We start from the raw sequence: 19,867 nt of genomic DNA on the forward strand, positions 1-19,867 counted from the left end.
ATCAGGCCGACACGAGCACGACGCGCGTCACCTCCGGCGGCGCGCCGACCCGCGCCGGCGGCCCCGCCGTCCCGAATCCGCGGTTCACCCAGAGCCGCGACCCATTGCGCTCGTAAAGCCCCGCCACGTATCCATAAGGCAACACGAGCTTGCCCGGCTGCAAGGCCCCGAGGTTCACCTGCCCGCCGTGCGTGTGCCCCGAGAGCTGCAAGGCCACCTGGCCCGCGGCGTCCGGGAAAAACACGGGGTTGTGGCAAAGCAAGACGCGCGGCAAATCCTTCGGCACCCGGGCGAGCGCGGCTTCGAGGTTCGGCCCGTTCCCCGGCGCGAGCCGCCGCGCCCACACATCCTCCACGCCGAGCAGCGCGAGCCCGTCCTTCTCGTCGCCGATCACGAAGCCGTCATTGCGCAGGACACGCGCCCCGGCCGCCTTCAAGGCCCCGACGACCTCCTCGATCCCCGCATACCAGTCGTGGTTGCCCGGAATGGCCACGACGCCGTCCCGTGCGAGCGGCGCGACATTTCGCACGAAGCGCCCGAGCATCTCCGCGTAGTTCGCGTCGTTGTCGAGCAGATCCCCCGTGAGCACGATCCGATCGGGGCGCGCCTTGCGCACGAGCTCCTCGGCCGCGCGCATCTCGGCGTCGCCGACGAACGTGCCGAAATGAATGTCCGAGAGCTGGACCAGCGTATACCCGTCGAGGCGCTTCGAAAGCCCCGGGATCCGGACCGGCACCTCCTCGATCACGTAATCGTGCCGGCCGAAGACCGCGCCATAAAACGAGCTGCCCGAGCCCACGAGCAGCGCCGATCCCGTCACGGCCTGGCCGAGAAAGACGCGGCGCGTGGGCAGCGCGGGCCCCTTCTCGGGCGCGGGCTCGGCGTTCGCGGGCGCAGGCGCAGGCTCGGGTGCGGGCGCCGCGGGCGCGGCGGCGAGGGCAAGGACAGGCTCGGGCTCGGGCTCGGGCGCGGCCGCCGGCTTCACGCGCGACGCGAGCCACGAGAAAGGCAGGGCCCCGAGCTTCGCGAGATCGACGAGCAGGAGCAGGCCCGTGCTGATGAGCAGCGCGAGCAGGAGCGTGAACGCGACCTCGCCGAGCGGACGCAGCCCGAGGACGCGCGAAAGGAGCATCGCCGCCATCGACCCGAGCACCACGAAGAGGCCTGTGCGCTCGGCCCGCACGGAGAGGCCGAACGCCTGCTTCACGCGGCGGCCCACGTAAAAGCTCGCGGCGAAGAGGACGAGCGAGACGACCACGAAAAAGATCACGAACCGCGGAATGCCCATGGGATGCCGTGCCCTCGGTCGCGGAGCCTAGCGCACGCCCGACGCACGCGGGAGGGGGCCGCCCGAAGGAATCCGGCTCAGCGCGCCGATCGCACGCAACGAAAGCCGCCGCCCGCGAAGCGATAATGCGGCTCGAACCGGGTGCGCGAATACGTCTTCAGCGATTGCGCGCCGAAGAGCCACGAGCCGCCGCGCATCACGTAAAGCGGGAGCCGCGACTTCGCGGTGTTCTTCGGGTTGCGCGAGGGGCCGTCCATGTAAAAGGCCGGATCGTCGACGTCCTCGCACCATTCCCAGACGTTGCCGGCCATGTCGAGGACGCCGTACGGCGAGGCGCCCTCGGGGTACGAGCCGACGGGCGACGTGCCGCGATGTTTTCCGCCGTAATGGGCCCGCGTGGGCGTCGGCTCGGCCTTGCCCCAGGGATACCGCCGGCCGTCGGTCCCGCGCGCGGCCTTCTCCCATTCGGCCTCCGTGGGCAAACGCTTGCCGGCCCACGCGGCATACGCGCACGCGTCGTCCCACGACACGTTCACCACGGGGTGATCCTCGAGCCCCCGAGGCACGGCGCCGCGCGCCCAGTGCGCGAGGAATCGGCCGCCGCTCTCGTCGACCGGCTCGTATCCGGTGACCTGGACGAAGAGCGCGAATTGCCGGTTCGTGATCGGCGCGCGGTCGATGTAATACGCGTCGAGGAACACCTCGCGGCGATCGGGGCCCATGAGAAACGGCCCGGCCGGCACGAGGACGGCCTCGGCCCCGTCGGTGTCGCGCAAGACCGTGGCGAGCGGAGGGATCGACGTGCTGCTCGGACGCGTCGCGACAGGCCCCAGCGCGGGCTCGTCGATGGCGGCGAGCAGGCGCTCGCGGAACGCGGCGCACGTCTGCGGCCGCTCGGAGGCGTTTTTCGCGAGCGCGGAGAGGATGAGCTCCTCGAGCGGGGGCGGGATCTCGGCGCGGTGGCGCGAGGGCGGCGGAGGGTCCGCCTGGACGTGCGACATCATCAGCGCGAAATGGTTGTCCTCGGGGAACGGCGGCCGGCCCGCCGCGAGCTCGTAGAGCGTGACGCCGAGCGAGTAGATGTCCGAGCGATGATCGGTCGTCCTGTCGCCCTTCACCTGCTCCGGCGACATGTACCGGCAGGTGCCGAGCAGCGCGCCGCTCACGGTGTACGTCGTGCCTTCGAGGATCCGCGCGATGCCGAAATCGACGACCTTCGGGACGAGCTCGCCCGCGGGCCCGCGCGCGACGAGCACGTTGTCGGGCTTCAGATCGCGATGGATGATGCCCTGCCGGTGCGCCGCGTCCATCGCGTCGAGCACGGCGGTGAAGATCTCGCGGGTCTCGACGAAGGGCATGTGGCCGCGCCATTTCACGAGGTGATGCGCGAGCGTCTGCCCCTCGACGTGCTCCATCACGATGCCGAGCAGGTGGTCGTGCTCGATGAGGTCGAAGACCGAGACGACGTGCGGGTGCGAGAACGTGCGGAGGACGCGGGCCTCTCGCACGAAGCGGCGCCGGATCTCGGCGTCGCCGGAGAGGTTCGAGTGCAGGCACTTGATCGCGACCGTGCGGCCGAGCGCGCCGTCGTGCGCGCGGTAGACGACGCCCATGCCGCCCTCGCCGAGCACGCTCTGCACGGTGTACACGCCCGAGAGCACGGTGCCGGGCGGGATGCGCATGGGCGGCAAGCGGCTCGGCGTGGGCCCGGACGCGGGCGTGGGCTCGCGCTCGACAGGCGTCGTCGGCGCGAGCGCGCTCGGCACCTTCATGAAGAGGACCGTGGGGTCGGACGCGGCCGCCACGGGGGCGCCGCAATCGGCGCAAAACCGCGCCTTCTCGCCGATCACGGCGCCGCAACGCCGGCAGGAGGGCTCGCCCGTGGCCATGGGGGCGGCAGAGCTTCGCAGATCGCCGGGGCGCGAGGCAAGACATCGTCGCGCCCGAACCCTGCGTGGTAAAAAGCTGTCATGGTTCTCCTGTCCGTCCTCGACCGCGTGACGCGCGCGATGCTCGTGCGCCGCGGCGTCGAGAGCCGCTTCGTCGAAACCCCGGTCGGACGCGTGCACGTCTACGACGCGCAGGGCGAGGGAGCGGCCCCGCCGGTCGTGTTCCTGCATGGCATCGCCGCGTCATCCGCGGTGTTCGCGCCGACCCTCGCGAAGCTACGGAAAAAGAGCCGTCGCGTGCTCGCCGTCGACGCGCCGGGGCACGGCCTGTCGAGCACGCCCTGGGTGACGCTGGGGCCCGAGCGCCTGTTCGAATCCCTGGCCTACGTGCTCGATCACGAGATCGACGCGAAGGCGCTCGTCGTGGGCAACTCGCTCGGCGGCGCGATGGCGCTCCGGTACGCGCAGCGCCGGCCCGAGCGCGTCGCGGGCCTCGCGCTCACGTCGCCGGGCGGCGCGCCGGTCGAGGATCCCGAGGAGCGCGAACGCTTCCTGCGCGGGTTCGTCCTCGCGAACGTGCGCGACGCCCGCGCTTTCCTCGGGCGATTGAACCACACCGTGCCGTGGTACGGGCCGCTCGTCGCGCCGGACCTCGTCCGAATCTTCAAGAACCCGACCGTGCGCTCGATCCTCGACGGGCTCGAGCCGAAGCACTTCTTCACGCCGGGCGAGCTCGCGTCGCTCTCCATGCCGATCCACGTGATCTGGGGCAAGTCGGACCGCGTGATCCCGGCCTGCTGCCTCGGTTTTTTCAAGGAAAACCTGCCGGCGCACACGGTCTTCCTGGAGCCCGAGGGCATCGGGCACTCGCCGCACACCGAGGATCCGAAGGCGTTCGCGGACTTCGTGATGCGCGCGCTCGAGCAGGCGTCGTGAGCCGCCGCCGCGCGATCCGCCTCGCGGCCCTGCTCGTCGTCGTCGCCGTGGCGTTCGCGCTGTGGCGTCGCAACCGCGAGGAGGCCGGTTATCCCTTCACGCCGGATTTGCCCGGCGCAGCGGGCGCGCTCGCGCGTCTCGCGCCGCCCGTCCTCGATCGCGCCGAGGCGGATGACGTCGCGGAGCTCGACCGCGTGATCGGTCGGCTCGACGCCGCGCTCCGCAACGCCGAGGCCAAGAAGGCGCTGCTCACGGCCGAGCGCATCGACGATCTGCGCGCCGAGGATCGCGGCGCGATCCGCGACGTCTGGTCCGACGCGCTCGATCCGCTGCTCGCGCTCGACACGCTGAAGCACCGTTACCAGGGCTTCTGGAGCATCGACTACAAGTCCCATCCGCGCCTCCACGCCCGCGCTTACGCGCTCGCGTTCGCGGCGCTCTGCGCGGAGGTCGAGGCCGGGCATCGGCTGATCGAGCTCGTCGGCGGGCGCGAGGTCGCGCCGACGCTCTTCGACGAAGCGCGCGAGGACCTCGGTTTGCCCGCGGGGACGTTCGGCGCGCTGCGCAAGAAGCTCGCGCGATCCCGCGACCTCGCGATGGTGCCGGCGGGCGAGGCGTGGTTCGCGACGTGGATCGAGCGGCACCTCGACGATGAAGGCGGCACGAAGCTCGCGGGCCTCACGCGGGCGCGCACGGAGCGCGCGAAGGCGCGGCTCGGCGTGGAGGCGACGGCGAACGTGGCGCGGAACAAGGCCGAGGTGCTGCGCGGCGAGGCCTTCGAGCGCTGGTTCCCCGTGCAGAAGAACGTGGCCGAGTGGTTCGGCGACACGCGCGTCGTGGCCGAGGATCGGCGGCTCATCTCGGACGCGCAGATCGCGACGCTCGGAGAAACGCTGCGGCCGGGCGACATCATCGTCGAGCGGCGCAACTGGTACCTCTCGAACGTGGGTTTGCCCGGGTTCTGGCCGCACGCGGCGCTCTACGTGGGCAGCCCCGAGGACATCAAGAAGACGTTCGACGAGGATCCCGAGACGCGGGCGCGCTTCGGCGTGTTCAGCGAGCACCTCGCGCGCGAGCGCGCCCGTGGCTGGAAGGAGCTCGGCGAAAAGGACACGTCCGGGCACCCGCATACGGTGATCGAGGCCGTGAGCGAGGGCGTCGTGGCCGCGTCGCTCGAGCACTCGTGCGGCGCCGATTACGTGGGCGCGCTCCGGCCGCGGCTCCCGCTCGTGGAGATCGCGGCGGCGATCGACCGCACGCTCGGCTTCGTGGGCAGGCCGTACGATTTCAACTTCGATTTCGGGACGGACGACGAGCTCGTCTGCTCGGAGCTCGTGATCAAGGCGTACGAGCCGAAGAACGAGGGCGCGCCGGGGCTCAGGGTCCCGTTCGTCAGCATCGCCGGGCGTCGCGCCGTGCCGCCGACCGAGCTCGTGCGCCTCTTCGCGGCCGAGCGGTCTCGCGAGGATCGCCAGCTCGATTTCGTGTATTTCCTCGACGGGCGCGAGCGCAAGGATCGCGCGATCGTTGCGGACGCGGACGCCCTCGCCGCGAGCGCGCGCCGGCCGAAATGGGACATCGCGCAGCCCTGAAGGGCCCCCCCTTCAGGGCGCGCCGGGGTCGATCTTCGCGAAGACGTCGTCGCGCGGCCGTGCGCGGTAAAACAGGCTGCGCTTCGGCGCCTCGGCCATGATGCCCTCCCAGGTGCGGCGGCGCGGGCGCTTCATCTGATCGGCGAGGCCGAACGGAAAACCCGTCACGGGGTCGGCGCGCTCGACGAAGATCGCGTGCTGGTGGATGTGCTTGTCGCGCTTCTCGCCCTGGATCGAGACGATGTCGCCCGGACGAACCTCGTCCGCGAAGTCGCGTAGCTCCGCGAAGAACCGCGAGCGCTCGCCGAACGGGATGCGCTCCTCGCCGCGGAAGCGGCGGACCTCGAAGAGCTCGGGTTGCGCCTCGGCGAACTCGCCGAACGAGATGACGCCGCGGCGGTTCTTGATGCCGGACGCATCGAAATCGAGCCGACCCACAGCGCGGCCGGGTTTGTCGCCGCGGGCGCGGTACCAGGTGCCCGCGGCGCGCTCGTAGGTATCGAGGACGAAATCGACGCAGACCTCGGGCGGGCGCGGTCGGCCCGTGGAATCGAAGACCGCATAGCGTTTGTCCTCGAACGAGAAGCTGTCGCGGCCCTGGAGATAGGCCGTCATCCATTGAGGCCGGAGGGTGCCGTCGCGAAAATGGTCGGGCTCGGCGTCGGGGCGATCGAACGGGAGCGCTTCGTCGACGGCGTGGCTCACGGCTTGCCGGATCGCCTGCATCGCGCGGCGTTTTTGCGCGGTTTTGTCCTGGAAGGCGCGGACGGCTTCGCGGACGGGGCGATCCTCGGCGAGGCATTCGAGCGAGAGGCGCGCGCCGTCCGCGCGGAGGAGCGCCGCGGCTGAGGTCTCGCCGAAGCGGAGATCGGCGACGATCGCGGATTCGGTCGTGTGGCGGAGGCGCGCGCGCTCGAAGCCGATCTCGTCGGCGAGCGCGGCGAGGTCGCGGTGGAGCGGGCGTTCGAGCTCGGCCTCGGTGACGGCGACCCGATCGCCGAAGAGGAGATCGGCGGGTTTGCCCGCGGCGTCCTGATAGCGAATTTCGCGGCGGAGCTCCACGCGATCGAGGGCGCGAATCTCGTGGCCGCGCAGGAGGTGGATGCGGGGCTCGTCGAAGAGGTCGGTCAGCGTGATTTGCGTGACGAGGGCGAGCGCGTCCTCGGGGTCGGACGAATACGCATATCCCTCGCGGAGCACGAGGGCGCGGAGGGCGCGGGGATCGCCGCGGTGACGCTTCCGCAGGCCGCCCACGCGGCCGCCCGGGCGCTCCTTGGCGAACAGACGGGCCGAAGGGACGAGGCGCGCGTCGAGCGCGTCCTCGGGCGTGGGCGCGGGCTCGCGGACGAAGACGAGGGGTTCGCCGCGGGCGCGGCCGAGGATCTCGATCCGGGCGGCGTCGAACGCGGGCGCGCCGGGGGCCGCGGGAGAGGCGAGCACCTCCGCGACTCGGCGGCGGCAAGCGTTTGCCTCGTCCTCGACGTTCGGGGCGGCCGGCGCGGGCGCGGAGGACGTGGGCGCCGCCGTGCTGGCGAGCGCGGGCGCGGGGAGCGGGCCGCGGTCGCAGGCGAGGCCGAGGAGCGGAAGGAGGACGGTCGGGAGGAGTGCCCAGCGCATCGGGACCGATGGACGAACGAGGAGGCCCCGGGAATTCCCACGTTCGAGGCGCGGCGTCCATCCGGCGACGCCCCGGGTCGGCCGGGCGAGCGCCCGGGGACCCGATCGGACCGAGAATGTCCTATTCAGCGCGAATACGACGACGCAGCGCGCCGTGGCCGCGGCGCGGGGCCATGGACATTGTCAGTCCCATCGCCGGACATTCCTCTCGACAATCAGGAACGCGCCGGATCCCGCAGAAAACAAGGGCTTCCGGCTTTTTTCCAGGAATTCGGTTCGCGGACGGATAATGTCCGATCATGGGCTCGATTCCATTGCGGCGAACCCGGAGATTGCGTATGCATGGGTTCACGGCTCGCGGGACATGAGCCGGCGCTCGGGGAGGCAGCTCGCGCAAGAGGCGCGGCATAGGCCGCCTTTTGTGCGGAGGTACGCCCAAGGTGGGCGCGCCCCCCCCATTTCGAGCGAACGAAGAACGACCCGAACCATTCCTCGGACCTGGCCATGCAAGGAATCGACGTCTTCCTGGATACTTACGTGCGGATCGACGAGGGAACGGCCGTGCTCCTCTGCTCGCATCGGTCCTCGGTGCGAACCGCCGCCTGGATCTACGCGGCGCTCTGGACGCGCGGCACGGGCCCCGAGACGTATTGCTTCGACGGGGACGGCGAGGCCGGCGATGAGGCGGTCACCGCGGCGATCCAGGCGCTCCGCGCGCGTCCGGGCATCCGGCGCGTGGCCGTGATCGTGTGCGAGCCGGGCGGGCCGTCTCTGCAGAATGCGCTCTCCCGGGCGCAGGGCGACAAGCCCGAGCGGACGCCGATCTTCCGCATCGCCGGCCGCGGGACGGGGATCTTCGAGACGGGATTCGCCACGGCCGAGGACGAACACGAGGGCCTCGGGCTCACGCCGAGCGACATCGACGATCTGCTCGCGCAGTGCGACACCGAAATGGGCGACCTCGACGATCGCGATATCGAAGAGGTCGCCGCGATGGCCCTGGATGAGGATATCGACGCGATGAGCGACGAGGAGCTCGCCGCGCTCGCCGAGCTCGAGGACAGCGAGCTATTGGAGCTCGCGACGGCCTGGGGCGAGGAGGGTTTCCGTGTCCTTGCTTGAAGAGGTGCCCGTGCGACGAAATGCATTGCAGCCATCGAGCGGCCCCGCGTCGCGGCGGCGCGTGGACGGGCGATTCATCACGGACGAGCCGCTCGCGCCTTACGACCGGCACGTGCGGCGCGAGCTCGGGAGCTGGTCGGCCGAGGCGCTGCAAAGGCTCGACGAGGCGCCCGAGGACCCGATGGAGCGCGCCGCGGCGCTCGCGCGGGCGCACCAGGACGCGGCCCTCATCGCGAGTTACCTCGACCGGCCGAACGAGGCGCGGCTCGTCTGCCACGCGGGGCTCGACGGCGTCGCCGAGCAGGCGGAGACATCGGGCGACGAGGCCGTCCTGCTCCTCGGCTTCGGCCCGCTCGTGGAGCTGTCGCGGCTCGACGCGCGGCTCGGGCGGACCGACGAGGCGCTCTGCGTGCTCGAGCGGCTCTCGGGGCTCTTGCGAGGCCAGGGGCTCGCGTTCGGGGCGCTCTCGATCCCGGCGGCGACCTGGGCCCGCATCGGGCCGGGCGAAGGCGGCGCCGAGGGCGCGCTCGCGTCGATGGTGGCGATCGAGACGCAGCGGACGCTGCTCGGATCGGGGAGGCACGAAGCGGCGCTGGAGATCGCGCGGGGCCAGGCGCCGTCGCCGACCGATCCGGTGCTCGAAGCGATGCGGCGTGAGGCGTACCTGGTCTCGCTCTGTCGGCTCGGTCGCGGTGAGGAGGCGCTGCTCGTGGCGGCGCTCTGGGCCGCGGAGGCGCACCCGATCCGGCGTCCGATCTTCGAGCTCCGCTACGCCGAGGCGCTGGCCGCGTTCGGGGACCCGGTGCGGGCGCACGCGATCACGGAGGAGTGCGTGCGGCGCGTGGAGTCGCGCCTCGCGGCCGGGCCCGCGACGCTGTTCGATCTCACGATCGCGGCGCGCGTGTCGCGGCTGCTCGCGACGCTCGGCGATCCGCTCGCCGCCGAGCTCTGCCGCATCGCTCTGCCGGCCGCGACGTCGCTCGGGGACGTGCCCCTCACGGCGGAGCTCGCGCTCCGGATCCTCGCGATGGACCGCCGCGCGGAGGAGCGCGCCGAGGCGCTCGAAGCGCTGCGCGCGATCGCGACGGGCAGCGGATACCGGATCCCGGCCGTGGAGCGCGCGGTCGAGGCCGAGGACGGCCCGCTGCTCGCGCGATCGGTGAAGGAGCGCGCGCCGAGTTATCCGCGGCTCTTCGAACGCCTGCTCGGCTTCCCGCCCGACGCGCTCGATCGCGCATCGAGGTGACGAGCTACGCACGAGGTGGCGCGTACGAAGTCGCGCCGCCTGACGTACGCATTCTCCTTCCCGACCGTCGGCTCTTGCTGGAATACGCGCGCTCGCGGCGCCTTCAACGCCGTCGACGGGCGCGCGCGCGTCGTGCGAGGATGCGACCCCAAACAGGCGCGATACGCGCTCTGGCTCATCAAGGACACGAAGCGGGCGATGGAGCATCGGGACGAGGTGGAGGCGCTGCGCGCCGAGGTGAGCGCGCTCCGAGCAGAGCTCGCGGAGGCCCGCGCGGAGCGTGACCGAGACAAACCTCTCGCCGCGGGCTATCGCGAGCTCTTCCACGGCGTCCCGACCGCCATGATGCTGACCGACGGCGCCGGGCGCTTCGTGGACATGAACGAGGCCTTCGTCACCCTGCTCGGCTACACGCTCGACGACCTGCGCGGCCGCTCCACGGACGAAATTTCCCACCCGGATGATCTGCCGGTCGAGCGGACGCTTTTCGCCTCGCTCGCGCGCGGAACGCGGTCGTTCGTGGAGTTCGAGAAGCGCTACCGCCGCAAGGACGGGACCTGGATGTGGGCGCGCCTGTTCACGGGCGTCGCGCGGAGCGAGCAGGGCGAGATCATCGCCGCGTACGGGGCGCTGAAGGACGCGGAGGAGGAGCTCAGCACGACGGTGACGTCGGTGCGCGCGGTCGAGGCGCGCAACCGCGCCCTGCTCGACGCGGTGCCGGATCTGCTCTTCGTGATGGGCCGCGATGCGCGCTTCCTCGACTGCAAGCCCGCGCGCGACGTGCCGCTGCTCGTCTCGCCGGCGCAGTTCCTCGGTCGGCGTCTCGTCGACGTGTTCGGCACCGACTGGTCGATACGACAGGCCGACATCATCCGCGACGTGGCCGAGGACGGCGAGCCGAGGATGGACAGGTACTCCGTCGCGACGCCCGACGGCCCGATGCATTTCGAGGCCATGTTCTCGCGAGCGAGCACGGGCGAGGTCGTCGTCGCGATCCGGGACGTCACGAAGCGCGTGCAGGCCGAAGACGAGCGCGATCGGCTGGCGCGCGAGGTGAGCGCGCAGGTGAACGAGCTCCGGCGCTGGAAGGCGCTCGCCGACCGCGCGCCCGATGGGATCTCCATCGTCGGGCTCGACGGCCAGCTGACGTACGCAAACGCGGCGTTCGAGGCCATGCTCGGTCGAGGTCCGCTCGCCGGGACGAACGTCTCCCGCCTGCTCGCGACGGCCGAGGAAGCGCGGACCATCGACACGACGCTCCGGACCGAGGGCCAGTACCGCGGCGAGCTCATGCTCCTGCGCGGCGATCGGTCGCAGATCGCGACGCAAGGCGTGCTGTTCGTCATGACGAACGAGGACGGGACGCCCGCGTCGTTCGGCACCATCATGCGGGATCGGACCGAGGAGCAGCGCGCCGAGGAAGAACGGCTGCTCCTGCGCGAGCAGCTCATCGAGGCGCAGCAGAAGCTCATCGAGGAGCTCGAGACGCCGATCCTGCCCGTGGCGCCCGGCGTGCTCGTGATGCCCCTCGTGGGTCGTGTGGACGCGGCGCGCGCCGAGCGGCTGCTCGGATCGCTGCTCGCCGGGACCACGGCGCACGGGGCGCGCGTCGTGATCCTCGACATCACGGGCGTGCCCGTCGTCGACGCGGACGTGGCCGCGGGGCTCGTGCGGGCCGCGCGGGCGGTGCAGCTGCTCGGCGCCGAGACGCTCCTCACGGGCGTCGGCGCCCTCGTGGCGCGCGAGCTCGTTGCGCACGCCGAGGAGGTCTCGGTGCTAAGGCCTTGCAGCACGCTCGAGCGCGCGGTCTCGATCGCGCTCGGGATGTCGCGGCGCGGCAGCGGGCCTAGAGCAAGCTGATCATGTCGACGGTCGCGGCGTAATCGACACGCGGCTCGCGCGACGACACGACCGTGGGATACGCGCAGAGCGCCTCTTCGAGGGCGCTGCGCGCACCGCCCAGTGGGAGCTCGAACGAAATGCCGACGCCGGGGCTGCCCTCGCGCGTGGTGAGATCGTCGGCGATCCGCGCGATCTTGCCGCGCGCGTCGATCCACTGCTCCCGCCCCGGGATCCGCAGCGAGATCAGGACGTCGTCGCCCACGGCGGCGGGCGCGTCCGAGACGAGGAGCATCCCGCAGGTGGACAGGTCGACGCCCCGAGCGCCGAGCATGGTGAAGTCGTCCTCGCGCACGACCTGGCACTCGACGGTCACGGCATGGCGCGGCGCGCGCCGCTCGTTGGCAATCAACATCTCCATCAGTGGCCTCCTTGCGCGGAGCCTACCGAGCCTCCCCGACGCGGCCAAGAAAGCGCCTTTCCCACGCCCCCGGAGCGCGCCGCATTGGGATACGCTCGGGCTCATGTCCTCGCGTACCTTCGTCCTCGCGCTCCTGCCTCTCGTCTGCCTCGCCTGCAGCGATCCGGACCCGAACGAGCCGCCGCCGAGCCAGGGCGGGCCGCCGAAGGAGATCGTCTGGAGCGCGCTGCCGACGGACGGCGCGCCCGCGCCGCGGTACGCGCACTCGGCCGTGTGGGCGGGCTCGAAGATGATCGTCTGGGGCGGCGATCTCGGGGGAAACCCGGCCGCGACGAACACGGGCGGCCTCTACGATCCCACGACGCGCACGTGGAAGAGCACGAGCACGACGGGCGCGCCCAATGCGCGGTATGGGCACACCGCGGTGTGGACCGGCTCGAAGATGATCGTGTGGGGCGGCTTCGGCACGACGGACGTCGAAGCCGCGGGCGGCGTCTACGATCCCGAGACGGATACGTGGAAGCCGATGAGCACGATGGGCCAGCCGCCGCCGCGCTTCGCGCACACGGCGGTATGGACCGGCTCGAAGATGATCGTGTGGGGCGGCATGAGCGGGGCGAACGTGCTCGGCACGGGCGGCATCTACGATCCGGAGACGGACACGTGGACGAACACGAACGGCGCGGGGAGCCCGAAGGCGCGCCGCTTCCACGGCTCCGCATGGAACGGCAAGCAGATGCTGATCTGGGGCGGGACCGACTCGCTCGATTGGTTCAACGACGGCGTGACGTTCGATCCCACGGGTACGTCGCAGGGCGTGTGGGTCCGCGCGACGAGCGCGAGCGGCGTGCCGGAGCGGCGCGAGCGCATGACTGTGGTGACCACGGGCCCGCTGTTCCTCGTGTGGGGCGGATGGAACGGCGGCGACAACCTGAACACGGGCGGCCAGCTCGACGCGGAGGCTAACGAATGGACGCCGACGACGACGAGCGGCGCCCCGGGCCCGCGCGCCGACCACGCGGGCGTGTGGGCCGGCAATCACCTCGTCGTGTGGGGAGGTTGTCGGGAAACCGTGTGCATGCCCGGCAATATCGAGGGAGACGGCGGGCAATACGTGCCGGGGCGAGACGGCGGCACGTGGTACCCGATCGCGTCGCAGGCGAACCTCTCGGCGCGGTACGGAGCGACGCTCGTGTACACGAAGAGCTCGGTGATCGCGTGGGGCGGTCGGACAGACCCGTCGACGCGGACGAACACGGGCGCTGAAGCCCCGCTCTGATCCACCTACGCCACGAGGACGTGATACGCCGCGCTGACCTCGGCGAACCGCGCGGCGTTTCGATCGCGCGTCGCCGCGGGGGCCGTCACGTGGCGATCGGGGTGGAGCTCGATCGCGAGCTTGCGGAACGCGCGCCTCACCTCGTCCTGGCCGGCCGCCTCCGAGAGGCCGAGCTTCTCCAGCGCGCGCCGCTTCGCCTCGGGGATCGGATGCGTGAAGCGCGACGACGAGGACGCGCGCGACGGCTCGTGGCGCGGCGCCTCGTCGGCCTTCGGCGCGCCGGGGTAAAACCTTTGCGCGCGCGCCGGCGCGCGGCGGTGGCGGACCTCGGACGCCGGGACGAGATCCCGCAGACGCGGCCGGCCCACCAAGAAATCATGCGGTTCGAGCGGATGAATGCGTCGCACCGCGAGCTTCGTGGGCCTCGCCGTGTGAAACGCGACGACCGCGTCCTCGAGCTCGAAGAGCGCGTCGAGCTTCATGCGGAGCTGCACGCGCAGCGCGGCCTCGACGGTCGATGGATCCGCGAGGCGCTCGGCGACGAGGATCTCCCCGCTCGGCCGCGGATCGCCGTCGCCGAGGTGGCGCAGGAGCGCGCGAAACGCCGGATCGCCGAGGAACCCTTCGCGCCGGAGGAGCTCTCCGAGCGGCGGCGCGGGCCGGCTCGTCTCCACGCCGGAGACGAGGCCCGAGGCCAGGTGGATCTTGTGCCTCGACGACGCCGCGCCGGGAGGCGCCCAGAGATCGGTGAGCTCGAGCGTGCCCGTCGTCCGCTGGCGATACAGCCTCCCGAGCAGATCCCCGAGCGTCGTCGCCGAGAGCCGGCTGGGCAGGATCATGGGCGTCGGTTACCCAAAGCCTCCGATCGAGGCCAAGTTTTTGTAGGATGCGGGCCATGACGCTTCCCGCGCCCGCCGCCGACGTCGCACGAGCCTCGTTGCTCGGCTTCTCGAGTCGGCTGCGAGATCTGCTCGCCACGCTGGAGTCCGCCGCGCTCGTGGGTCAATCGGAGGTGCGCATGCGCGGGCTCGGCGAGCACCTGCGCTTCGCGTGCCTCGCCCTCCCCTGCGCCGAGGCGCTCGTCGCGCTCGAGGTGGAGACGCTCGGCCGGCTCAGCGTGCCCGTCGTGGCCGACACGCAAGGCTATCGCCGCGCCACGCTGGAGTTCCTGCCGAGCGGGACGCCGTTCGCGTACCTGCTCGGCGGCGGCGGCGCGCACGCGGCGGAGCTCGGCCCGGATGATCCGATGATCGCCGCGTTGCGCCCCGCGCTCGCGACGAGGCCCACGGCGGGCATCTTCGTCCCGATCCGCATCGGCGAGTCCACGATCGGGGGCGCGGCGCTGCTCGCGGAGGGCGCGCCGCTCGGCGATCACCACCTGGAGATGGCCGAGCGCCTCGCCGAGGTGCTCGCGTTGACGGTCGAGTCGTTCCGCACCGAGCAGATGATCTTCTCGCTCTTCGCGCGCGCGCTGCCGGATCTGCTCGGCGCCGACGCGCCCACGTCGCTGCGCGAGTCGCTCGCGCAGTACATCCACGCCCTCCGGCTCGGGCCGACGTACAAGGAGCGGCTCCAGCTCGCGCTCGCCGTCGGCAAGCTCTGCGATCGCGGGCCGGCCGAGGCCATGCTCTGCGCCGAGGTGCTCGCGCGCATCGACGCCTACGCGGCCTCGATGGGCGGCGTGGCTTCCTACGACGGAGCGCCATGACGGAGACGGGCGGACGAGCGACGGAAGAGGCGCGCCGCGTGCGTGTCGCGCTCGTGGACTCCGGCGTGGATACGTCGCACCCGTGGCTCGTGAACGCGGCGATCCGCTCGCTGCGCGTCGAGCGGAAGGGCGAGGGCTACGCCGTCTGTCCCGACGAACCCGTCGATCGCTCGGGTCACGGGACGGCGTGCGCGGGCATCATCCACAGGCTCGCGACGTTCGCCGAGATCACGAGCGTCTGCGTGCTCTCGCCCGAGGGGCGGTGCTCGCGGGACGGGCTGCTCGCGGCGGTGCGCTTTTGCGTGCGCGAGGGATTCGACGTCGTGAACCTGAGCCTCGGCATCGATGTGCCCAAGGGCGCGCCGCTCCGGCCCACGGACTACAAATCGATCGTCGAGCTCTACGAGATCGCGGACATTGCGTACACGGCCGGCGTCGTGCTCGTCGCGTCGGGGCCAAACGCGTCGGCGTTCCGGACCTACCCGGGCCGCTTCAAATCCCTGATCGGCGTGGGGCGCGCGTCCTCCGACGATCCGGAGTTCTTGCGGACCGAGATCACGGTCGACTGGGAGATCCTCGCGCCGGGCAACGACGTGCTCGCGCCCGCGCTCGGCGGCGGCGAGCGGAGGTGGACAGGCACCTCGTTCGCCGCGCCCCACGTGGCGGCGCACGTCGCGCGGCTCCGACGCGACCGTTCCGATCTCTCGATCCAGGACATCAAGGCCGCGCTGCACGCGCTCGCGGCCCGGCGACTCGAACGCGAAGCAGGCCTTCCGCGTGTCTCGTTGCCCCCCGCGCAGATCGATCACGGAGGCCCGCTCTCATCATGATCCGTCCCTTGGACCCCCTGAACGAGGTCTCTTCGATCGAGCGGCTCTTGAAGAGCGCGCCCGCGGAGGAGGCGCACGCCGAGATGGCCCGCCTCGAAGCCGAAGGCCTCGATCCTTTGCGCGCCGCCGCGCGCCTCTTCGCGAAGGGCGCGCTCGGTCAGCGTGAAGGTGCGCTCGACGTGGCGCGCGAAAGCCTGGCCGCGGCGGACGCGGCCTTCGCCGCGCTCGGCGAGACGCGCGCCAGCAAGATCGCGCGGTGCGAGGCGATCCTCGCGGCGGTGCGGCGCGGCCCGCGCGCGGTGTATCGCGAGTCGGTCGCGGCGCTCGAGGCGATCACGCGGGAAGCCAACGGCGACGCGCTCGTCGAGGTCGTCGCGACGCACTACCGCGGCACGGCGGAGCGGCTGCTCGGCGACGCAGCCGCGACGCAACGCAGCCTGCTCTGGGCGCTGGAACGATCGCAGCCGTTCCTCGACGAACGCGCGAAGATCCTGAACTCGCTCGGGACGCTCTACGTGGTCATGGGCGCGCACGGCGCGGCGCGCGAGCTGCTCGAGCACGCGGCCGAGCTGCACCACCAGCACGGCGACGTCATCGGCGAGGCGATCGCGTTCGGCCAGCTCGGCTCGGCCGCGCTCGCGCTCGGCAACCTCGAACGCGCGCGGCACTTCTTGCAGCGGCAGGAGTGGCTCTGCTCGCGGGTCGGCGACGTCTTCGGCCAGGCCCGCGCGCTGAACTTCCTCGCCGACGTGGCGAGCGCGCGCGGCCGCCCCGACGACGCCCTCGCCCTCGCGACCCGCGCCCGCGAGATCGCCTCCTCCGCGCGTCCGCCGCTCCGCCTGTGGATCGCCTATGCCACGCGCGCGATCGGCCGCGCCCGGATGGACCTCGGCGACACGAACGCGCGCGAGGATCTCGAAGCCGCCGCGACGCTCTTCGGCGAGGTGGGCAACCCCCTCGGCGCCGCGCTCACGAGCTGGGATCGCGCGAGGATCGAAGCGCGCGCGGCCGCCTCCGCGCCCGAGCCGCGGGCGCATTCGACCTTCTTCGGCCCCGCGTCGCAGCTCTCCGCGCTCGGCCTCTCGGGCCGCGTCGCCGAGGTTTTGCGCGACGATCGGACGTTCTCCACGGGAGGGGCGCGCGCCTCCGAGAAGGCCATCGCGGCCGCGTCGCAAGGCTTGCCGCACCTCTCCGTGGCCCAGGAGGTGGAGCTGCTCCACGCCGCGCCCGACGAGCTCGCGCGCCTGGCCGAGGCGAAGACCACCGCGCAACGCAACCTCGCCCGCCTGTCCGCATTTTGCCTCGCGCCGCCGGGCCTCTTCGTGGCGGCCGTGGCGAGCCCGTCCGCGGGCACAGGGAGGCCCTCGTTGCCCTCCGAACGCAGCGCAGGTGCCGCGATCGCGGACATGCCCGGCCTCGTCGTCTGGGCCTGGCTCACGAGCACGCCGGTCGTCGAGGTGGGCCGGGATCTCGCCGCGCTCAAGGTCGCGCTCGGGGGGGATGCGCGGGCGAGGCTCTCGCGCGTCGCGGCGGCGCGCGTGCTCTCGGCGCCGCTCGCGGGCGAGGTCGGGCCTCTCGTCGAGGCGCTGGATCTCGGCCCGATCGTGGCGGCGGCGCTCTCCTTGCCGCCGGGGACGCTCGAGGTCGGCGCAAGCGTCGCGTGGGATCCCGAGGCCGAGGGGCGTGCGGTGATGGCGGGCTTCGCGATCCGCAGGGATCCTACGGACGGGCCCGCTTGACGTAACGTCACCTCCCCCTATGTTCCGCGTCGCTGGATGAAAAAACCCGAGACGTTCGAGGTGCGGCTCGCGTCGGCGACGATGATCGCGCCGATGGTGCGGCAGCTCGTGTTCGAGCGGGTCGACGGTCGTCCTCTCGACCACGACCCGGGGCAATGGATCAACCTCGCGCTCCCGCTCCCCGAGGGAGAGCGAAGGCGCGCGTACTCGATCGCGTCGGCGCCCGACGGATCGAGCCGCTTCGAGATCGCCGTCACGCGCGTCCCCTGCGGCTCGGGCTCGATGTACCTGCACGATCTCCCTGAGGGATCCGTCCTCTCGGCGATCGGCCCGCACGGCCTGTTCACGCGCGCCTCGGGCGACCCGAGCCCCTCGCTCTTCGTCGGCACGGGGACGGGCGTGACGCCGCTCCGCGCGATGATGCAGGCCGCGCTCGCGTCGGGCTCGAACGCGCCGCTCTGGCTGCTCTTCGGCGCGCGCTACGAGGAGGACATCCTCTACCGCGCCGAGATGGAAGCCTTCACCCGCGCGCACCCGCACGTGCGGTACACGATCACGCTCTCACGACCTGGTGAGTCCTGGACGGGCAAGAGCGGTTATGTCCAGACGCACGTCCCCGCCTTGCTCCGTGAGCTCGAAGCGGCGAGCGCGCCTGCCGCGCCGCACGTCTACGTCTGCGGCCTCGAGCGCATGGTGAAGGCCGTACGCGAGCTCTGTCGTCACGAGCTCGGCGTCGACCGCAAGCACGTGCACACCGAGCGTTACGACTGATCGATCCGCTCCCCCGAGGGCGAGCGATACTCCTCTGCCACGCCGCGCGTGGCCCTTGGCCAGGAGTCTTCGCATGCCCTCGCTTCGCCCTCTCGCGCTCCCGTTCCTGCTCTTCACGTCGTCCCTGCTTGCCGCGTCCACGACCGGCTGCGGCGACGGCGGTGGTGGATCCGGGGGCGCCGGCGGATCCGGCGGTTCGGGTGGGAGCGGCGGTGGGTCGCAGACGGTCGCGTGTGACGAAGCGCCGACCACGCTCAATCTCTCGGGCACCTGGGCCGCGTACGGTCGGCTTGCCGTGACGCTCCAAGGGACGCCCGGCGGCGCGATCACGATCTGCCCCGCCGATCAGATCGGCGAGTCGAGGATGCTCCTGCTCGTCACGATGAGCGCGGACATCATGTTTCCGAAGCAGCTCTACGTGAGCTCCGTGCTCTGCTCGATCGAGCTTCCCATCGTGACGGCGCTCGTCGGCCAGTGTGATCCCGCCGCGGAGACGCTCGTGTCGACGCAGATCGTTGCACCTCAAACCTTGATCGACGCGCTCCCCGGCGTGCCCGTCGCGCCCGTCTCCGGCTCGCTCGACGGCCTCTCGCCCGGCGCCGGGTTCGCGCTCGAGCGCTTCTCCGTGACCGTCGGCTCGAGCAAGGCGGGCCTGTCGATGCCCGCGTGGAACGACGCGGCCGCGGGGTGTGGCGCGACGAACCTCGGCCGCACGAATTTCTGCGAGCCTACGTGCGTGGACGACTGCGCCGGCCTGCGGGACGACGACGCGGACACCTATCCGGGCGTGACGGTGGAGGTCTGCGGAAAAACCCCGGACGACGTGAAATCGGGCGTCGCTTGCAACGCGGCGGAGCCCAATGTCCCGGGGACGACGCTCCAGGGCCGTGGCTTCATCGACATGGAGGTCAATCCGCTGTTCACGGGCCAGGCGAAGAGCTCGTGCGAGCTCTCGGGCACCGTGGACTCCGAGGTGCTCTACAACCTCGTCGGCGCGGACATCTACCTCGCGGGCACGCAGATCGGGGTCACGAGCGCGATCAAGTCGCTGCCCACGTTCCAGGTCGAGCCTCAGGACAGCCGTTTCCGCATGGTCCGCATCGACGGCCAATTCGGCGCCCCCGACTGGAACGTCGACGCCTCGAACGCCGCCGCAGCCTGCGCGACGTTGCTCGCTCGCCAAAACGAGCTCTGAGGGACGGCCCGAGGGGCCTCGCGATCGAACACGCGCACAGGCGCCGAAATGCGGCGCGCTCGGTGGACGGCCGCTGGCACCGAGGCTATAAAATTTCCATGTTACGTCGAATGTTCGATCTTGGAGAAGCTTTCTCTATGCGAGGAGGGGTCATGCGTTTCACCTTGCTGGCTCAGGTGACGGGTGCGGCGTTGTTTTTGGCTGGATGCCCGGGGGACCAGCAGGTCGAACCCACCGGCGGCGCGACCGGCTGCCCGGCCGGCCAGGTCTGCCCCCCCGGAACGGGCGGCGGCGGCAACGGCGGGAGCGGCGGCGACGGCGCGGGCGGCGCGGGCGGCGACGGGAACGGCACCGCGCAAGGCGGCTCCGGGCAAGGCGGCGCAGGCGGCAATGGC

Annotated in this window: 17 protein-coding genes; 12 read left to right on the forward strand and 5 right to left on the reverse strand. The window is 71.6% G+C overall.

The annotated features are described in order from the left end of the window. Nucleotide 1 precedes the first annotated feature (1 nt). Together QHF85_RS40215 and QHF85_RS40220 are read right to left on the reverse strand one after the other, a co-directional pair. Entirely contained in the window at nt 2-1,288 is a 1,287-nt protein-coding gene (locus QHF85_RS40215) for a metallophosphoesterase (protein ID WP_281332732.1), read from the reverse strand. 77 nt (nt 1,289-1,365) lie between these two features. Continuing rightward, nucleotides 1,366-3,177: a bifunctional serine/threonine-protein kinase/formylglycine-generating enzyme family protein gene (locus tag QHF85_RS40220; protein ID WP_281332733.1), complete on the reverse strand. Its 1,812-nt coding sequence runs from the start codon at nt 3,175-3,177 to the stop codon at nt 1,366-1,368. Nucleotides 3,178-3,258: 81 nt separating this feature from the next. Here QHF85_RS40220 and QHF85_RS40225 point away from each other — a divergent pair, with 81 nt between their 5' ends. Beyond that, the gene (locus tag QHF85_RS40225; protein WP_281332734.1) at nt 3,259-4,113 is read left to right on the forward strand and encodes an alpha/beta fold hydrolase; all 855 of its coding nucleotides are present in this window, start codon (nt 3,259-3,261) and stop codon (nt 4,111-4,113) included. Beyond that, nucleotides 4,110-5,705, forward strand: coding sequence for a YiiX/YebB-like N1pC/P60 family cysteine hydrolase (locus QHF85_RS40230; protein ID WP_281332735.1), 1,596 nt, complete (start codon nt 4,110-4,112; stop codon nt 5,703-5,705). The genes QHF85_RS40225 and QHF85_RS40230 overlap by 4 nt, the downstream gene beginning before the upstream one ends. A gap of 12 nt (nt 5,706-5,717) precedes the next feature. On the opposite strand, the gene QHF85_RS40235 is transcribed toward QHF85_RS40230, so the two are convergent. Then, on the reverse strand, nt 5,718-7,322 hold the full coding sequence (locus QHF85_RS40235; protein WP_281332736.1) for a hypothetical protein: 1,605 nt from the start codon (nt 7,320-7,322) through the stop codon (nt 5,718-5,720). Nucleotides 7,323-7,826: 504 nt separating this feature from the next. Here QHF85_RS40235 and QHF85_RS40240 point away from each other — a divergent pair. Genes QHF85_RS40240 through QHF85_RS40250 form a run of 3 tightly spaced genes read left to right on the forward strand, consistent with a single transcriptional unit; the run spans nt 7,827 to nt 11,550 of the window. Then, nucleotides 7,827-8,444 carry a hypothetical protein gene (locus QHF85_RS40240; protein WP_281332737.1) on the forward strand — a complete coding sequence of 206 codons (618 nt, stop codon included), beginning with the start codon at nt 7,827-7,829 and terminating at the stop codon, nt 8,442-8,444. Then, entirely contained in the window at nt 8,431-9,690 is a 1,260-nt protein-coding gene (locus QHF85_RS40245) for a hypothetical protein (RefSeq protein ID WP_281332738.1), read from the forward strand. The genes QHF85_RS40240 and QHF85_RS40245 overlap by 14 nt, the downstream gene beginning before the upstream one ends. A gap of 15 nt (nt 9,691-9,705) precedes the next feature. After that, on the forward strand, nt 9,706-11,550 hold the full coding sequence (locus QHF85_RS40250) for a PAS domain S-box protein (RefSeq protein ID WP_281332739.1): 1,845 nt from the start codon (nt 9,706-9,708) through the stop codon (nt 11,548-11,550). On the opposite strand, the gene QHF85_RS40255 is transcribed toward QHF85_RS40250, so the two are convergent. Beyond that, complete coding sequence (locus tag QHF85_RS40255; RefSeq protein WP_281332740.1) at nt 11,537-11,950, reverse strand: PilZ domain-containing protein; 414 nt, start codon at nt 11,948-11,950, stop codon at nt 11,537-11,539. The genes QHF85_RS40250 and QHF85_RS40255 overlap by 14 nt on opposite strands. Before the next feature lie 103 nt (nt 11,951-12,053). Between QHF85_RS40255 and QHF85_RS40260 the strand changes: the two genes are divergently transcribed. Further along, complete coding sequence (locus tag QHF85_RS40260) at nt 12,054-13,229, forward strand: hypothetical protein (protein ID WP_281332741.1); 1,176 nt, start codon at nt 12,054-12,056, stop codon at nt 13,227-13,229. 5 nt (nt 13,230-13,234) lie between these two features. Here QHF85_RS40260 and QHF85_RS40265 read toward each other — a convergent pair whose 3' ends face one another. After that, entirely contained in the window at nt 13,235-14,068 is an 834-nt protein-coding gene (locus tag QHF85_RS40265) for a J domain-containing protein (protein ID WP_281332742.1), read from the reverse strand. Nucleotides 14,069-14,124: 56 nt separating this feature from the next. Here QHF85_RS40265 and QHF85_RS40270 point away from each other — a divergent pair, with 56 nt between their 5' ends. From QHF85_RS40270 to QHF85_RS40295, 6 genes are all read left to right on the forward strand, one after another. Further along, nucleotides 14,125-14,937 carry a hypothetical protein gene (locus tag QHF85_RS40270; protein ID WP_281332743.1) on the forward strand — a complete coding sequence of 271 codons (813 nt, stop codon included), beginning with the start codon at nt 14,125-14,127 and terminating at the stop codon, nt 14,935-14,937. Then, complete coding sequence (locus QHF85_RS40275; protein WP_281332744.1) at nt 14,934-15,767, forward strand: S8 family serine peptidase; 834 nt, start codon at nt 14,934-14,936, stop codon at nt 15,765-15,767. Before QHF85_RS40270 ends, QHF85_RS40275 begins: the two co-directional genes overlap by 4 nt. Continuing rightward, nucleotides 15,764-17,506, forward strand: a complete 1,743-nt coding sequence (locus tag QHF85_RS40280; protein WP_281332745.1) for a tetratricopeptide repeat protein — start codon at nt 15,764-15,766, stop codon at nt 17,504-17,506. The genes QHF85_RS40275 and QHF85_RS40280 overlap by 4 nt, the downstream gene beginning before the upstream one ends. 36 nt (nt 17,507-17,542) lie before the next feature. Then, entirely contained in the window at nt 17,543-18,277 is a 735-nt protein-coding gene (locus QHF85_RS40285; protein WP_281332746.1) for an FAD-dependent oxidoreductase, read from the forward strand. Between the two features lie 73 nt (nt 18,278-18,350). Then, a complete protein-coding gene (locus QHF85_RS40290) occupies nt 18,351-19,472 on the forward strand; it encodes a hypothetical protein (RefSeq protein ID WP_281332747.1) in 1,122 nt (373 codons plus the stop codon). A gap of 152 nt (nt 19,473-19,624) precedes the next feature. Then, nucleotides 19,625-19,867 (forward strand): hypothetical protein (locus QHF85_RS40295; protein ID WP_348652802.1); only part of this gene is annotated, 243 nt, incomplete at its 3' end.

It is taken from the genome of Polyangium sp. 6x1 (genome assembly GCF_029946515.1).
Taxonomy (GTDB): domain Bacteria; phylum Myxococcota_A; class Polyangia; order Polyangiales; family Polyangiaceae; genus Polyangium.

Bases quoted from the DNA above. Each gene is read 5' to 3' on its own strand.
- QHF85_RS40215 (WP_281332732.1), bottom strand. From the start codon at position 1,288: ATGGGCATTCCGCGGTTCGTGATCTTTTTCGTGGTCGTCTCGCTCGTC.
- QHF85_RS40220 (WP_281332733.1), bottom strand. From the start codon at position 3,177: ATGGCCACGGGCGAGCCCTCCTGCCGGCGTTGCGGCGCCGTGATCGGC.
- QHF85_RS40225 (WP_281332734.1), top strand. From the start codon at position 3,259: ATGGTTCTCCTGTCCGTCCTCGACCGCGTGACGCGCGCGATGCTCGTG.
- QHF85_RS40235 (WP_281332736.1), bottom strand. From the start codon at position 7,322: ATGCGCTGGGCACTCCTCCCGACCGTCCTCCTTCCGCTCCTCGGCCTC.
- QHF85_RS40240 (WP_281332737.1), top strand. From the start codon at position 7,827: ATGCAAGGAATCGACGTCTTCCTGGATACTTACGTGCGGATCGACGAG.
- QHF85_RS40255 (WP_281332740.1), bottom strand. From the start codon at position 11,950: ATGGAGATGTTGATTGCCAACGAGCGGCGCGCGCCGCGCCATGCCGTG.
- QHF85_RS40260 (WP_281332741.1), top strand. From the start codon at position 12,054: ATGTCCTCGCGTACCTTCGTCCTCGCGCTCCTGCCTCTCGTCTGCCTC.
- QHF85_RS40265 (WP_281332742.1), bottom strand. From the start codon at position 14,068: ATGATCCTGCCCAGCCGGCTCTCGGCGACGACGCTCGGGGATCTGCTC.
- QHF85_RS40270 (WP_281332743.1), top strand. From the start codon at position 14,125: ATGACGCTTCCCGCGCCCGCCGCCGACGTCGCACGAGCCTCGTTGCTC.
- QHF85_RS40275 (WP_281332744.1), top strand. From the start codon at position 14,934: ATGACGGAGACGGGCGGACGAGCGACGGAAGAGGCGCGCCGCGTGCGT.
- QHF85_RS40280 (WP_281332745.1), top strand. From the start codon at position 15,764: ATGATCCGTCCCTTGGACCCCCTGAACGAGGTCTCTTCGATCGAGCGG.
- QHF85_RS40285 (WP_281332746.1), top strand. From the start codon at position 17,543: ATGAAAAAACCCGAGACGTTCGAGGTGCGGCTCGCGTCGGCGACGATG.
- QHF85_RS40290 (WP_281332747.1), top strand. From the start codon at position 18,351: ATGCCCTCGCTTCGCCCTCTCGCGCTCCCGTTCCTGCTCTTCACGTCG.